General features: G+C 68.3%; 12 protein-coding genes. 5 read left to right on the top strand and 7 right to left on the bottom strand.

Annotated elements, in window-relative coordinates:
• Nucleotides 1-42: 42 nt before the first annotated feature.
• A complete protein-coding gene (locus ABZ854_RS26540) occupies nucleotides 43-312 on the bottom strand; it encodes a hypothetical protein (RefSeq protein WP_361215149.1) in 270 nt (89 codons plus the stop codon).
• A gap of 336 nt (nucleotides 313-648) precedes the next feature.
• Between ABZ854_RS26540 and ABZ854_RS26535 the strand changes: the two genes are divergently transcribed.
• From ABZ854_RS26535 to ABZ854_RS26525, 3 genes are read left to right on the top strand one after another with little or no spacing between them, the layout of a single operon-like run.
• Nucleotides 649-2,790 (top strand): helix-turn-helix transcriptional regulator, encoded by a 2,142-nt coding sequence (locus ABZ854_RS26535; RefSeq protein WP_361215147.1) that lies wholly within the window; start codon nucleotides 649-651, stop codon nucleotides 2,788-2,790.
• A complete protein-coding gene (locus ABZ854_RS26530; protein WP_361215145.1) occupies nucleotides 2,787-3,782 on the top strand; it encodes a hypothetical protein in 996 nt (331 codons plus the stop codon). The genes ABZ854_RS26535 and ABZ854_RS26530 overlap by 4 nt, the downstream gene beginning before the upstream one ends.
• Nucleotides 3,779-4,657: a DUF6339 family protein gene (locus ABZ854_RS26525; protein WP_361215143.1), complete on the top strand. Its 879-nt coding sequence runs from the start codon at nucleotides 3,779-3,781 to the stop codon at nucleotides 4,655-4,657. Before ABZ854_RS26530 ends, ABZ854_RS26525 begins: the two co-directional genes overlap by 4 nt.
• A 2-nt stretch (nucleotides 4,658-4,659) precedes the next feature.
• Here the strand turns inward: ABZ854_RS26525 and ABZ854_RS26520 are convergent, their stop codons facing one another.
• The 6 genes from ABZ854_RS26520 to ABZ854_RS26495 form a co-directional block, all read right to left on the bottom strand.
• Nucleotides 4,660-6,018, bottom strand: coding sequence for a DNA cytosine methyltransferase (locus ABZ854_RS26520; protein WP_361215141.1), 1,359 nt, complete (start codon nucleotides 6,016-6,018; stop codon nucleotides 4,660-4,662).
• Between the two features lie 11 nt (nucleotides 6,019-6,029).
• Nucleotides 6,030-7,025, bottom strand: a complete 996-nt coding sequence (locus tag ABZ854_RS26515) for a DNA cytosine methyltransferase (protein ID WP_361215139.1) — start codon at nucleotides 7,023-7,025, stop codon at nucleotides 6,030-6,032.
• A complete protein-coding gene (locus ABZ854_RS26510) occupies nucleotides 7,013-7,462 on the bottom strand; it encodes a very short patch repair endonuclease (protein ID WP_361215137.1) in 450 nt (149 codons plus the stop codon). Before ABZ854_RS26510 ends, ABZ854_RS26515 begins: the two co-directional genes overlap by 13 nt.
• An 11-nt stretch (nucleotides 7,463-7,473) precedes the next feature.
• Nucleotides 7,474-10,431, bottom strand: coding sequence for a Z1 domain-containing protein (locus ABZ854_RS26505; protein WP_361215135.1), 2,958 nt, complete (start codon nucleotides 10,429-10,431; stop codon nucleotides 7,474-7,476).
• Between the two features lie 58 nt (nucleotides 10,432-10,489).
• Nucleotides 10,490-12,043: an ATP-binding protein gene (locus ABZ854_RS26500; RefSeq protein WP_361215133.1), complete on the bottom strand. Its 1,554-nt coding sequence runs from the start codon at nucleotides 12,041-12,043 to the stop codon at nucleotides 10,490-10,492.
• Between the two features lie 270 nt (nucleotides 12,044-12,313).
• Nucleotides 12,314-13,324, bottom strand: a complete 1,011-nt coding sequence (locus ABZ854_RS26495) for a tetratricopeptide repeat protein (RefSeq protein WP_361215131.1) — start codon at nucleotides 13,322-13,324, stop codon at nucleotides 12,314-12,316.
• Nucleotides 13,325-13,467: 143 nt separating this feature from the next.
• On the opposite strand from ABZ854_RS26495, the gene ABZ854_RS26490 reads away from it, so the two are divergent.
• Together ABZ854_RS26490 and ABZ854_RS26485 are read left to right on the top strand one after the other, a co-directional pair.
• Entirely contained in the window at nucleotides 13,468-14,544 is a 1,077-nt protein-coding gene (locus tag ABZ854_RS26490) for a permease (RefSeq protein WP_361215130.1), read from the top strand.
• Nucleotides 14,541-15,299, top strand: coding sequence for a TIGR03943 family protein (locus ABZ854_RS26485; RefSeq protein WP_361215129.1), 759 nt, complete (start codon nucleotides 14,541-14,543; stop codon nucleotides 15,297-15,299). The genes ABZ854_RS26490 and ABZ854_RS26485 overlap by 4 nt, the downstream gene beginning before the upstream one ends.
• Nucleotides 15,300-15,315 lie beyond the last annotated feature (16 nt).

The raw sequence follows: 15,315 nt of genomic DNA, 5'->3' as shown, positions 1-15,315 counted from the left end.
CTTGACCTGTGGTGATGCAAGTTCGATGGTTGCCTGGAGGGGTCAGTCGTCGGCACCGGGGAATCCGCGACTGTGGTCGAAGAGCTCGCCAAATTCCTCGATCGTCATACCGAACGAGTCGAGAATCTGCTTTCTTTCCGTGTCGGAACTGGCTAAAGAGAGCAGCAAGGACGTGGAGTGAATTTCGCGCAGCGAATGAGGGATGCAGTGGTAGGGAGAGTCCGACTCTCCGGGAGGCTCTTCCACGGAATTTTTCGCGTCCTCCAGTTCTTGTCGACGATCTCCCCGCACCAGCAGCAGCGACGGGGGCATAGAAACGCATGTGGGCATAAGTCACCCGTTGTCATAGGGGAGTTCCCGGGGGAGGCGGACACTGCCGTCGTGGCGACCCTAGTGGGCGTCACCCGTTCGCGTCACCCCCAATTCCCCTTCCGTTTAACGGAGTTGACGCCGCCGTTTCGCCGGTGGTGTTCACGCGAGGCGGCACCAGATCCAGATACTAATCGGACATATTTGACAAGTTGGACGGTTGACCCTCAGAGGGGTGATCGGGCTTGCGTCAAGCCCCAGTTGACGCATCGCTTGATGTCAAATTAGCCTGCGCATAACTGCGGGCACAACGGCGAACGCCGAAGAGTGGGAGGCCATATGGAGGTCGGCGAGGAGTTCGGGCCCTGGCTGTCCCGGCAGCTCAAGATCGCGGGCAAGACGCAGGCGGAGCTGGCCGATGAGTTGGGGCTGACCCGGGCCGCGGTCTCGGCGTGGATCACCAAGCGCTCCGTCCCGCGTCCGACCGTCATGGGGGAGATCGCCAAGGCGCTCGGTACGGATCTGGGCACCGTGCACACCCGTACCACCGACACCCAGGCGGGCCTCCCGGTCACCTGGTACCACCGACCGGGATACCAGGACGGAGGGCGCGACGGCGGGAACGCGGCGGCCTTCGCCTTCGACGCGGACGTCCAGGTGCTCGCTCGGGAGACCTGTCAGAACAGTCTCGACGAGCGACTCGCGGAGAACGGCCGTCCGGTCCGCGTGCGGTACACCATCCATGAGCTCACCGGTGAGAAGCTGGATGCGTTCCGTGCCGCCCTCCTCTGGGACGACCTTCAGCCCCACTACTCCGCGGTCTCCGAATCCGCCGCCGACCAGAAGGTGGGGCGCGTCGTGGACGCCGGCGTGCGCGACATGTTCGAGAAGGGCCGCCTGATCCTTCTGCGGATCGACGACTACAACGCTTCTGGCCTCACCGGTGACGACTATGACGATGGCAAATTCGCAGCCGTCGTCCGCAGGCAGTTGGAGAGTCTCAAGTCGGGCCGAGGCGCGGGCGGTTCCTACGGTCTCGGCAAGGCGACTCTCTGGGCTACCAGCGCGCTCGGCCTGGTGCTGATCAACTCCACGCTCTCCGTCCCTCACGAGGGTCGTACCGAGCGTCGTGTGATCGGGCGACTCGAACTGCCTTGGCGTGCGGTCGACGGCAACTCGTATGCCGGCCCCGCCTGGCTGGGCCGCCCCGACCCCGAGACACCCGGCGCGGAAGTGGTCCGCTCCTGGTGGGCGGACGAGGAGACGCTGGATCGTCTTCACCTCACCCGCGACAGCGACGAGCCGGGCACGTCCTTCCTCATCGTCGGTGCCCATGACGTGGCGAGTCTCGAACAGGGCAAGTCGGAATCCGCCGACGACGAGAACGGCAGCGACGACGGTACCCGCGACATCAATGCCATGCACCGACGCTTGGTCGACGCTCTGAGCCGGGATTTTTGGGCGGCGATGACCGGAGGCGGCAGCAGGCTTCCGCTGCTGGAGACCTGGGTCCGCACGATGCGCAACGGCGAGATCATCGAGGACGAGAAGGTCGATCCCGTCGACAAACAGCCCTCGCGCACCCGGGCGCTGCGCGCCTTCTACGAGGGGACGACGGTGGACCGGCTCACCGAGGCCGGGCAGGTGGCGCTCCGCACGGTTCCCCTGCGGCTGCCCTTGTCCGGAGGGCGCACCGGCACGCTGGGCACACACTCGGGAGTTCTCCTGGTCACGACGGCGGAGGACGACGACGGCGTGCCCAACCAGGTCCACTCGCTGCGCGGCAGCAGGATGACCATCAAGAAGGCCGCCGTCTCCGGGCTGCCGCTGGGCGTCAATCCGTTCCAGGCGGTTCTCCTGGTGGGACGGGCAGCCGGAGAGTCGTCACCCTTCGCCGAGGAAGCCGAGGAGTTCCTGCGAGCCGCCGAACCGCCCGAGCACGACCGTTGGGGGCAGACCGAGGAGCTAACGCTCCGTTGGTCGCACAGCGCGCACCACCGCTTCGCCAGGCTGACCACCGAGGTCAACGCCGCCGTGAAGGAACTGGTCGTTCGACCGAAGAGTGCCGGGGCGCAGGACAGTGCCAAGCTGCGAAAGAAGCTCACGGTATCTCGCAAGAGCACCGCTCCCAAGCGGATCGCGGGGCCGGTGCTGCCGGAACTGGACGAACTGGATGCGGAGATCGGTGCCGGTGGGGAATGGCGGATCACGGCGGAGGTGAAGCTGCCGCGGGTGGACGACTTGCCCGCCATGAGGCCGGTGGTGCTCCTCGACGTCCGGTCGGGTAGCCGTCCCAAGCTCGACTGGGCGGAACTCGTCGCTGTCGAGGGCTGTGAGGTCGAGGGCGGCCTCCTCCGCTTCACGCCGCGCGCACGGCGCGCCGTCTTCCGTGGCTCCACCGACGCCACGAGCCACCCGGTCCGTACCGAACTCACGCGGCTCGTCCTTGAACTTCGAGCCGGTACGGGGAGCGAGGCATGAAGTTCTATCCGTACAAGCGACTCAACCGCCCGATCACCTTGAGGGTGACCTCGGCCTCCCTCAAGTTGCCCAACGGCACCCGCGATCACCTCGACACCTCGGCCTACTCCATCCCTCAACGGACCGTCGCCCTGGGCGTGGCACAGCACGAGGACTGGGTGTCGGCGAGGCTCGGCCTGTCCGCCACCCTGCCGCCCGGCGCCACCGACCCGGAGGGCCCGTGGAACGATCTGCGGGTCCTGGCGGTCCTCACCGACGGCGACACCAATGTGCGTACCACCGTCGACATGCGCCAGGACGCTCCTGGGAGCAAGGAGTGGTCCGGTGAGATCGAGGTGCTGCGCGACGACCATGCGGGTCGTGCCTCGTTGGCCGTTCATGCGGTCGCCACGGTCGACGATGTGCCCGGTCGGTCGATCGCCGAGACCGACAGCGACTGGACCGTCGACCTGACCGCTGAAGAGCCGCTCGGTGGCCTGCGACTGGACGTGAAGCAGGCGAGCTTCTCCAGGAGCGCGCGGGAATGGTTGCGTCCCTACGCCGACGCGCCCTGGGTCGTCGATGCCTCGGGCCGGTTGCCCTTGGTGATGGTCAACACGGACGTCGAGGGGTTCTCCGATCTCCTCGGTGGTGAGAGCGCCGGGATCGAGAACAAAGTCCACGAGTTGCTGCTGTCCCAGATGGCCACCGATGTATGGACGGCGGTGTTCCACAGCGCTGTCGGAGACTTGGAGATCGAGCCCGACGGCTCCCCGGTCTTTCCCACCGACTGGCGGGGAGAAGTGCTGAGGGAGATGCTCCCTGACGTCGTGCCCGGCCTTCACGTCGAGGAAGCACTCCGCGAAGTCCATCGGCGTCGGACGGGCGATTCTGGATGGGTCGAGCTTCAGACCCGTGTCCACTACGCCGCCGTGCGCCGCGCCGGTGCCGGCAAGGCGCTCGCCAACATCCTGCGCACGTTGCAGCAGATGAACCGAGAGGACAGCGCGTGATCGAGAAACCGCACCACCTGCCCGAGCGGCTCGGCCTGCTCTCTGCGACGGCCGCGGATCACTTCCTCACCGATGACCTCGTCAAGGGCGTTCAGGGTCACGGAGGCGTCGACCTGGCCGGAGTCGTCGAGCCTCTGCCGGAGGACGACGCCCGGTGGGCGGTAGAACCTCTCAGAGACCTCGTGGACGACGCGAAGTACCAGTTCAAGGACAACCGGACGGACGCCGACGGCTGGTTGGCGCCTCGGCTCCACGCCACGCTGCGTCTGACCCGACGGGAAGCGGCGGACAGGAGTATCTGGAACCATCTGGCCCTGGCTGTCGCACCGGACTACGTGGCCTTCCGGCATCCCCCTGCGCCCACACGTGACGGCGGTGCGCCGCGTATCAACAGGGACCGCTTCAAAGGCGCGCCGGATCGCCAGTGCTTCTCACGACTGTGGTGGCTGGCCGAGATGTTCCGTAACGCGGGCGACTACGCACCGGTGGTGACGGCTTGCTCCAACCAGGACCTCGTTCACAACGCGCTGCGCATGGACCTGATCGATCACCGACCGACAGCACAGGCGTTGGTGCGGACGTTGGAGCGAAAGGTTGCCGGTACCGGACGTGAGATCAACGGCCTCATGGCGGCCATCAACACCGCCGGCGCCACCCTGGTCTACGACGCACTCGCCCCGGACGAACCGCGTGAACCCGGAGCGCTCCGCCGTTGGATCGAAGAGGCCGAGTCCGCGCCCCCGGTGCCGCGCCACGACCTGCCCACCGGGCCCGACGAGGAACCGGTCCCCGAGGCGTCGGTGATGGCTCTCACCGAGTACTTCGCCGAACTCTTCGAGACGGCCCCGGTCAGAGGTCGGGCAATCGGGGACTGACCTTACTCGACCGACATCTTCTTGCGCGGGCGCGAGGAAGGCGGCGGCACCTGGTCTTTGGCGCGCGGGCACCTGTCCGTGCACGTGTCCGCGTCCCCGCAGCCGTGGCTGCGCAGCTTGGCTCGTTGTTCCTCCGTGGCCGCCGGCCACGGCTCTCGCAGGACCTCGATGTCGGGTGCGGGAAGACCGAGCGCAGCGCTCAGCAGGTGCATACCGAACGCGGGTGGCACGGCGTTGCCGACCTGTTGGGCCTGCGCCGTACCGGACCACGGATAGTCCGGCGGGAAGCTCTGAAGGATCCCCGCCTCGTTCATGCTGAAACGCGCACCTTCGTGGACGACGTTCTCGTCAAGGTGCTCGAAGACCACGGAGCGGGAGATGCGACCGGTGACGGTGGCGGCGGGCTGCTGGTCGGTCCGCACCCCGCGCCGTCCCGGGTTCCCGGAGCTGCCGTAGTTCGAGCGGACCAGAAAGGGCTTGGCTCGCCCCCTGTGGGTGCCCACGGGTTCGCGGAGCACATCACCCATCGACCTCCACCGCTTCTTGGGCTCGTCGTCGCTCGCGCGGTGCTCGTGCGACTTCTGCGCGCTGTCGTCGTACAAGGTCGGTTGATGGGTCCGGCTCTCGACCGGGGCGTTCCCCCGGTTCCACTCCTTCGGCTCGTAGGCGCGGTGGGTCGCCTCGGGCAGTGAGGGGTCACCGAGTCCCACACGCCGAGCGATCAGCACCGCGCGGGATCGCGTCTGAGGCACTCCGTACCTCTCGGTGGCAAGGACACCGAAGACGACCTCGTACTTGGTGCCGTCGGGCAGACCCTTGTTCGTCAGCGCCTTGGCGTAGTGTTCCCAGACCGGGAGGACCGTGGGCACCTGTTCCAGGACGATGACGTCGTACGGGCGGTTGCCCCGGTTCGGACTCCTGGTCGCCTGGATGGCGTAGCGGAGAGGCTCGAGAACCAGGGCGGTCCGCTGGTCGTTGCTGAACCTCTTTAGATCTCTGTCGATCTCCTCGTCGGATTCGCCCGCCACGAGCTGATCGATGTACCGCTTGACGGTTTCCAGAGCGTCTCGGCCGGCGCCGTGCCCCGCCACCGAGTAGGTCTGGCACGGAGGTCCGCCTGCGAGCACATTGATCTCCGGCGGCAGCGACTCGAAGGCATCCCGGCGCACCGCGCTCACATCGGCGTGGAGAGTGTCCAGTCCGGCCGCGTAGCGGGTCAGACAGGCACTCTTGTCCCACTCGATGCCGAAGCACGGGATGTCGAGTTTATGCCCGGCGACGTCCAGTCCTCCAGGTCCCGCGAAGAGATCCAGGACGAAGGGTCTGTCGAGGATGAACGGGTAGGGCGCCGTGCTGGTCATGGGGCTGAAGTCTAGCCGGCGGAGAAGATCACTGGATCACTGTTCAGCGCTTCGACGACGGCTCGCCCGAGTGCCTTTCCGACAGGGAGCGGCGTCGCGTGGCCGACTTGACGGTACCGGGCGGTCTTCAACCCGCTGATCTGCCATGACGCGGGGAACCCTTGCAGCAGCGCCGCCTGTTCGACCGTGAGCTTCACCATATTGTCTCTGCCGAGTCCGGGATCCCAGATGAAGTCCGGGCCCGGGGCGCTGTCACCCACGGTATGCGCGTTCACACCCATCGTCGCCCACTTCGCCTTCGCTCTGCTGGGCCCGAGGTCGGGGCCGCCCCGGTTCTTCGATCCGCCCACCAGCGTCGGGGCCGGCTGATCGGCCTGGGCGGCCCAGAGGGCGGCGCCCGTCCAACCACGGGCGCCCATGGATGGTCCCAGGGCGGCACCGACGGTCACTGGTTCCCGCACGGTGGGCACAGGCGGCCGGAACGCTCCGGCCCACTCTCGTTGGACAGCCACCAGAACACCGTGCCTGCGGCTCTGCGGTACGCCGAAGTCGACGGCGTTCATGACGAACCAGCTGAGCGCGTATTCCAAGTGATCCAGTTCGGCGTGGACGAAGTCACGGAACGGTTGGTGGATCTCGGCGTGGACGAGTTCTGGCACGTTCTCGATGAGTACCGCGCGTGGTCGGATCGCATGAACGAGATATACGGCCGCTTTCAGCAGCCGCTCCTCCAGGCCGGTGTCGACGCGTCGGGCAGTCGCGCTGGATCTCACTCGGGGCAGTCCCGCCGCCAGGACGTCGACGTCGAGACTGACGGGGTGCTCGGCCGGATCGAAGTCCAACAAGTCGGTGTGGAGAACATTCCAGCGTGGCCGGTTGGTCTGCAGGGTCGTGACGGACAGCTCGTCATTGTCCAGCAGCAGACGTGGCTCGAATCCTGCTTGCTCCAGGCCGAGAGCGAGACCGCCCGCCCCTGAGCACACGTCCACCAAGGTCAGTCCCCCCACACTTTGCTCCTCCTCGAACGTTCTGCCAGACGCTGCTCCACAGCCGCTGCCACTCGCGCGGCCACTTCCTCGGGTGCGTCGTGCTCCCAGAACCGCAACACCAGCCATCCCTGGGCGGTCAGGTGCTCCGTCGTCTCGCGATCACGAGCCATGTTCCGATCCAGCTTCTTGCGCCACCACTCTGCGTTTGCCCTCGGCTGCGTGGCGTGCTGTGGGCATCCGTGCCAGAAGCACCCGTCGATCAGCACGGCCACACGGGCTCGAGTGAAGGCCACGTCGACGCGCCGCCGCTTCATACCGGGAACGGGATACTCCACCCGGTAGCGCAGACCCGCCGCGTGCAGCAGGCGCCGCACGGCCAACTCGGCGCTCGTGTCCTTGCTGGCCTGGCGGGACATGCGTGCTGAGACGCCGGGGGATGATGGAGTCATGTCCATGCTGTCGCGCCTCAGGAACGTGGGTCGGCTCGGTCGATGACGACCGCATCCTGCCGGCTCGAGTCGATCGCACGAAACCGGATCAATGGCTGGTCGAATCGCCTCGACGACTTCGGTGCGACGAAAGAGAAGGCAATGACGAGGTCCCCGGGGTCCATCGTCCCGTCGCGCCGGAGCCGAGGCTCGGACTCGACAACCGGGTAGAGCAGGAGCGCTCCTCGGCGCGGGCGGACATACTGCTCGAGAGGCGTATTCCCGGCCCTGTCGATGGCGCCCGCGATGCGCAGGGCGGCAGCGCGGTGCTTGGGCTCGCTCAACGCGCCGAAGAGCGAGCCCCGTCGGCGGCTACGGCGGGCAGGAGTGAACACGCCATCCCCCAGGATGCGGACCTCAGCGCGCCTGGCGGAGGTCTGCAACGGGGTGATCACGAGCCAGTCGTCGATCGTCGCCTGCTCCTGCCGTGCCCCCGACAGGAACGCCAGATGCGGTGCGAACTGGCTCGGGATCGACCACCGTAGGTCGTGCAGCACCTTGGTGAGGGTCTCGTGCGACACGGTTCCTACACGTGCCTCGTAGGCGGGGGCGTCCCCGACAGACAGACTCACCGGGTCATGACCCAGTGCGGCGAACACGGGCTTCCAGCAGTCGACGTTGTGGGCCAGCTCGGCTCGGGTCTCCGGGTAGGCGGTCGGCTCCACCCAGGTGCCCGGCGACCGGATCTCCACCAGCTCCGCGTTGAACATCTTGTTGCGGGCCGAGGGCCGGATCCACGGAAGATGCTGGGCCACGAGGGGAGGCACCTGCGCCGGGGTGAGCTGGGGCTTTCCGTCGACGACCTCGGCGTACTGCGCCAGCTGCTCGCGGAACGTCTCCTCGTCCCGGCAGATCGCCTCGTACGCCTCGTACAGATCGGCGTATCTGCTGGGGCCGAAGGGCTCCTCGCGGCCGATGTACAGGCGGACCAGGTCCCGGTAGCCAGGCCGGAAGCCGAACCAGCGGCCCATCTGCATCAGGGTGTCGGCCTGCTGCGTGGTGCGTCGGTAGTAGGTGACCGTCAGGCCTTCCACGGTGAAGCCCCGGGACAGCTTCGTCCCGCCGACGAGGATCTTCCAGATGTGCGGGGTGCGGTCGAAGTCGAGGTCCAGCTGGTCGAAGTAGCGGTCCGAGTCGCCGTTCACGATGATGACCGGCTGGCCTCCAGAGCCGATGAGTTGGCGCGCGGCGTTCACGAACGGGCGGAGTTCTTCGTACGACGCCGGCGCGGGAAGGTCCGCCGCACGCGCCTCGCTCACCGGGGCGAAGTCCGATTGCCACAGCGCGGCGAGCCGTGCGTGGCCTGCGGCCGAACTGTAGCCCGCCTGGTGCCACATGGAGTTGATGAGCAGCGCCAGGTCCGCGTGATCGTCTTTCCGTACGGACTGGTGCACGAGCATCGTGTGGTGCCGGAACGGGCCGTCGGGCACTCCGTGGTCGCCGCGGTACAGCTTCAGCGCGCCCGAGAGGACGAAGGCGTCCAGAGCTTCCTGGAGACGGTCACCCGTGGACTCGTAGATGTCCCGGACGTGGGTCCTCTCCTGGGAGTTGGCGTACGTGCGTTCTTCTCGCGGTACGGCCGAGTCCAGGTCGTGGAAGTCCTGTGCCCCCATGTAACCCGCCGGACGGGGCAGGGAGATCAGGAAGTCGCTGGGGAAGAGGCCCTCGTCGTCACCGGGGTCGATGAAGACGTTGGCGAAGGGGGTGGCGGTGTAGCCCACGTACTGGGCGCGAGGCAGAAGGGTCAGGAGCTGGGAGATGAGCCCGTTGATCGCCGTCCGCTCCGTGCTGCCCTGCTCCCACTTCTTGGGGTCCAGGGTGTTGACGGAAGCCTGGTCGGACTCGTCGTCGATGACCAGGGCGGGCAGTTCGCCCAGGAGCCCGTGGATCTGCTTGAGGTCCTTGACCAGTTTCGTCAGAACCGACTTGTTCTTCTTCACCACCAGGACGCGTGCCGCCGCGTGGTGCAGGTTCGCGGGGTCATGGAGCGGGCGGGTGGGCTCGCGCTTCTCGAACTCCAGCGCCCTGATGCCCTGGGCCAGGCTCTTGTAATCGTTGTCGCGTGTCGTCAGCCGCTCGACGTCGAACGCGCCCAGAGCGGACGGACGGCCGCCGTGCCGTACGAACTCGGGCCAGTCCTCGTCATCGCCCACGTAGTCGATGCCCACGAGCGAGTCCAAATCCGTGACGTCGGCCCCGCGCAGGATGTTTTCCTGCCCGATGAGTTCCATGTCGATCCGGCGCTGGGTCTGGCCGCGCAGCAGGTTTAGCGTGCCGCCGAGCACGATGACGAGGCGGTAGCCGGCGTCGATCGCCTTGGCGGCGACACCGGTGAAGTTCGCCGTCTTGCCTGACTGCACGTACCCGACGACCAGGCCCTTGGCCTGGCGGGCTGCCGGCTGCTCCGGGTCCGTCAGGCGCTCCACGACCGCTCGGCTTGCCTCGTGCAGGCTTGCGATCGCGGCGTCCGGCCAGCCCTTGTCCCGGAGCTTCCGCTCGTACGACGTCCAGTAGAAGGAGTGGGCTGCGGCTCGCTCAGGCGTGTACCACGGCGTGAAGTCCCGGGTGATCACGGTGGGTCCTGGAACCTTGGCCACCGGAACCGCGCTGTCCAGGGCCTTCCGCAGGTCGCTTCCGAACCGGAGACGGTCGTACACGGCCGTGCGCCGCTCGTCGGTGCGGGCCGGAACCGTGAGTGCCCACTGAGGATCTTCGGCGAAGTCCCAGGCCGTCAGATGACGGCTCCAGAGAGCCGTCAGCGCCTCGTCACCGCCTGCGAGGTAGGTGTGGAACAGCTCCTCGCCCAGGTCCGCGTCCGGATAGTCCTCGTCAGCGGCCAGGGCCGCCCAGCGCGCGAAGTGCCGGGGGCCGTTCACCATGCCCGCCAGCGCGGAGGTGTGTATCTCAACGAGTGCCGTGGGCGTGGTGTCGCTCATGTGAGTCCTCAGTCAGGGAGCAGAGATGAATCCGTTAAGGCTGCCGCGTTGCTGCCTGTCAAGGGAGCACCTGACTACGCCTCTCACGCTGCGCTTCCGCCGAGGCAAGGAGGATGGTGTTCCAGTAGTCCACCCGGTCCTGCCGCCCACGCTCCCAGCGTCCCAGCCCGAAGCAGTCTTCAAGGAGGAGGTACAGCAGGGTCTTGGTGACGGGTGCGTCGTTCGCACCGCCGCGTCTTCCGTCGTTGAAGTCGTCGCGGTAGGTCTTGTTGAGGATGACGGTGTTGCCTTCACGGTCCAGCCCGAAGAACTGATCGGGCGGAAGCGAGCCCCAGATGAAGCTGATCGGCTCTTCTCCCGGCTTCTCGGGCAGTTCTTCCTTGATGACTCGCTTGATTTTCGGGTCGATACCCTTCCCCGGAGGGGTGACCGGCTTTCGGACGGTCTCAGTGCGCCTGGCCCCGTCCCGGTACGCGGCTTCCGCGTCGGCCAGGTAGCCGTGGAAGGTGTGTCCGCTGGAGTCCACCGCATGCTCCACGCCGAGCGTGAAGGCGGGCGTGACGGTCACACTTTCCTTCTTCACATCCAGACTCAGAACGCCATTGTCGCCCGGAGGGAGATCGACCGCGACCCGAGCGAGCACGTGATGCCCCTCCGGGTTCCGCAGGTTGTTCCAGCCTCCGGCCTGTACGAGGCGGTCGTTCCGGTAGAAGTAGAAGCCCTGCCGCTCGGTGAGCGCGCCGATCTGACGGAAGCCCGCCTGCTTCGACTTGGCGGGCCAGATGTGCGCGGTCAGCCGCACCTCGCCCAGGCCTTCCACGGGGGCCGTGAACGTCCGCGGGTAGCCCGCCTTGCCCGGCACCTTGTAGCCGAAGGGATCGAGGGCCTCCACGGCGATGTGATCCACTTCCTCGCCGATGCCCAGCTCGCCGCTGCTCACGTCCCACACCGCGATGTCGAGATTCAGGCCGCCCTGAAGGTAGCGGTGGAGATAGAGGCCGAGGTGGGTCTCCAGCCGGGAGATCGCCTTGGACAGGAACTGGTCGCTCTGGCCGCGGGCCACTGTCTCGAACGCGCGGACCTGGTCCCACCGCACGACGGTCCCGTGCCACTCGATGATTCCGTCGTAGCGGTCCACGAGATCCTGCGCGTACCGGGGGTCGACGGTGTCGCAGCGGAAGCTGTCCTCGATGCCTTCGGCGGTGAGCCGGCGCCCTGCCGCCCGGCTTCGCTTGGTGCGGCTGACCACGGTGAGGGAGGAGGCGTGGGACAGCGAAGCGGCCTTGAGCCCCGTGCCGTACATGCCCAAGGCCCCGTCGCCGTAGTCGCGTCGGCGGCCCACCGTCATCGCGGCGTCCAGTCCCGCGTCGTCCATGCCGTGACCGTTGTCGATGATCAGCAGGGTGAGGATCCGGCCGGCGTCACGCAGGAAGTGCACGACGATCTTGTCGGCGCCGGCGTCGATGGAGTTGTCGATGAGGTCCGCGACGGCGACCTCGAAGCCGTAACCCTGGTTGGTCAGCGCCCGGCCGTAGCCCGCGTCGGGCGGCAGGTGCGTGCTGCCGGTCGTCGGGACGTCGTACTGCCATTCGGCGCCGGACTCGTAGGGCATGTTTCCTCAAGTGCACAGGTCAGGGCGTGCTCCGCAACTAGCAGCCCTATACAACGGTCGTCATGTGACCGTACTGCAAAGGTTGGACATAGCGGGAGGTGGATGCCGAACTTGGAGGCGCAAAGTCCCTGTGTTCGGGGGACGTTAAGTCACCCCGATCCTGGTATGTCCTGCTTTCTGCGCGTCAGGCGGGCCGCCCGCTTCTGACCATCGCCACGAGGAAGCGAGCGGGCGGCCTGGAGGGAACGGTGGGTGAGGCGCCTGAGTGGATCACGCCCCGTGGCAGATCTCGTAGCTATCCGGCGATCCGCACCAGCACACAGCCCCCCGCTGTGGCGGCCAGGCCACCGCTCGCCCCCGGGCCGCCAGGGTCGTCGCGTACTGCGGGAGCAGGGTGGGGTCGGACGGGGTGGAGCCCTCCGAGGCCGCGAAGGCTTCGTAGGAGGGGACTGTGCCCGTCACGATGCCCAGGTTGGGGGTGCCGGAGGTGGCGAGTTCTCGGAGGGAGGACTCTATGGTCGACAGGTGGGTCTCGTGGGAGGGGTACTCCGTGGCGAGGGTGGGGTAGGCCGCCAGGAGTTCGGCGAGTTCGCCCGCCGGCCAGTGGAGGACCGCTACCGGGAAGGGGCGGGAGAGGGCCTCTCGGTAGGCGCCCAGTTCCGCGCGGAGGCGGGAGATCTCGGCCAGGAGTTCCGCCGGGTTCTCGGAGCCGAGGGACCAGACGCGTTTGGGGTCGTGGAGTTCGTCCAGGCTGACCGGGGACGTGTGGAGGGTGTCCGCGAGGGTGTCCCAGTCGTCGTGGGTCAGGCCCAGCATGCGGCGGACGCGGTGGCGGCCGTAGAGGAGGGGGTGGGTCGCGTGCGGGGGTTCCGTCGAGTCGGGGAGGAGCAGGCGGGCGGCCTGGGTGAACGTCTCCTCCGCCGCCTCCAACTCGTCGTGGGACTCCAGGGCCTCGGCGATGATCACCCAGGGGGCGGGGTCGGCCGGGGTGGTGGCGCGCAGGCCGTCGATGATCGCCCGGGCCTCGGCCTCGTGGCCGTACTCCCAGAGGTTGGACGCCTTCAGGGCGCGGACCAGGGACGGGCTGTCCAGGGAGTCGGCGGACAGCAGCAGGCGGTCGTAGAGCGCGGTCGCGGCGGGGCGGTCGCCGGACAGTTCCAGGTGGGCCGCGGCGCGCAGGAGGAGGGTCTCGGCGTCCTCGGGGTAGAGGCCGGCGGTCCGCTCCAGGCGTGCCGCTTCCGCGGTGTGGTCGACGTTCTCGGCGGGCGTGTCGGGGCGCATGGGTGACACCGTACTGCCGGGCGCCCGGATTGGTGAGGCCGGTGCAGGTCAGGGAAGGGGGGACGGGGGAGTGTGGGGTGCCCGTTCGAGGGCGCGGGCCCCAGCCGCTATCTTCGGTCCGGCATCGATCGGGTGGAGTCGGCATGCGGAAGACGGCGGGTGGGCTCGTCCCGGAGGCAGGGGCAGGGGCAGGGGCCGGGGACGAGGCGGCGGACCGCGCGGCCGGCGACAGTGGTGTCGAGGGTGCGGACGGTGTGGTGCGCGAACTGCCCCGGCACTGGGCGCTGCTGCTGATCGGCGCGGCCGTCGTGCCCGGTATGCTCCTTTTTGTCCTGGGGCGTTGGGGGGACGCCCCCGCGATGCAGGCTTGGCGGACGGTGTGTCTGGCCATCACCGTGCAGGCCACGCCCTTCCTGCTGCTCGGCACCGTGCTGTCCGGCGCCATCAACGCCTTCGTTCCGGAGCGGGTGTTCACCCGGTTGCTGCCACGGCGGGCCGGGCTCGCGGTGCCGGTCGCCGGGGTCGCGGGCGTGGTGCTGCCCGGCTGCGAGTGCGCCTCGGTGCCCGTGGCGAACAGCCTGATCGGGCGCGGCGTGCCGCCGGCCGCCGCCTTCGCGTTCCTGCTGTCCGCGCCGGCCGTCAACCCGGTCGTGCTCACCGCGACCGCCATCGCCTTCCCCGGCCATCCGGAGATGGTGCTCGCCCGGCTCGCCGCCTCGCTCCTCACCGCCGTCGTCATGGGGTGGCTGTGGCTCTGCTTCGGCCGGGCGAAGTGGCTGCGGCCGGCGGTACGGCACACCGGACACCAGCACGGGCGCAGCCGCTGGGAGGAGTTCCGGCTCGGCTTCCAGCACGACTTCCTGCAGACCGCCGGGTTCCTCGTCCTCGGCGCCATGGCGGCGGCCACCTTCAACGTGGCCGTCCCGAGGTCCGTGCTCGACACCTTCGCCGGGGCGCCCTGGCTGTCCATCGCGTTCCTGGCCGCGCTCGCCATCCTGCTCGCCGTCTGCTCCGAGGCCGACGCGTTCCTCGCCGCGTCCCTCACCGGGTTCTCGCCGGCCGCCCGGCTGGCGTTCATGGTGGTGGGGCCGATGGTCGACCTGAAGCTCATCGCCCTCCAGGCGGGCACGTTCGGGCGGGCCTTCGCCGTACGGTTCTCCGCCGCGACCGTCGTCGTCGCCGTCCTGTCCAGCGCGCTGATCGGAGGCGTCCTGCTGTGAAGCGGTCCCTGCGGGCGGTCCTGCTCGTCCTGTCCGGCGTCGCCCTGCTGCGCATCTCACTCTTCAGCGACGTCTGCCTGCGCTACGTCAAGGAAGGCATGCGGCCACTCCTCATCGCCTCCGGGGTGGTGCTGCTCCTGCTGGGCGCGGCGAGCGCCGTCCTCGACCGCCGGGAGCGAGGGCGGGGAGAGTCCGCGGAGCACGATGAACCGACCCGGCGAGGGGAAGGGCACGGGCACGATCACTCCGGCGTTCCCCGTGTCGCCTGGCTGCTGCTCCTCCCCGCGCTCAGCCTCCTCTTCTACGCCCCGCCCGCCCTCGGCGCCTACACCGCCTCCCGGCAGCCGCCGAAGGCGGTCGTCGCCGAGGACGACGACTTCGGTCCGCTGCCGCGCACCTCGCCGCTGCCCATGACCCTCACCCACTTCACGGAGCGGGTGCGGCAGGACTGGCGACAGGCCATCCGGGGGCGCGACATCGAGATGACCGGGTTCGTCACCCCGGCGCCGGCAGGGGGCTCCTGGGACCTGACCCGGATCATCATCAACTGCTGTGCGGCGGACGCCCAGTCGGTGAAGGTACGGATCTACAGCGGCCAGGTGCCGCCCGCCAACACCTGGGTGACCGTCACCGGGAACTGGCACCCGGGCGGGCGGCTGGGCACCGGTTCCGCGCCGGTCGCGCTGGACGCGCACACCGTCACGAAGGTCGCCAAGCCCGTGAACGCCTACTCCGACGCCCTTCCGCTGCCCTGAGGGGTCTCCCTGGCCC

It is taken from the genome of Streptomyces sp. NPDC047028 (genome assembly GCF_040644095.1).
Classification (GTDB): domain Bacteria; phylum Actinomycetota; class Actinomycetes; order Streptomycetales; family Streptomycetaceae; genus Streptomyces.
This window is presented reverse-complemented; position numbering and strand designations above follow the sequence as displayed.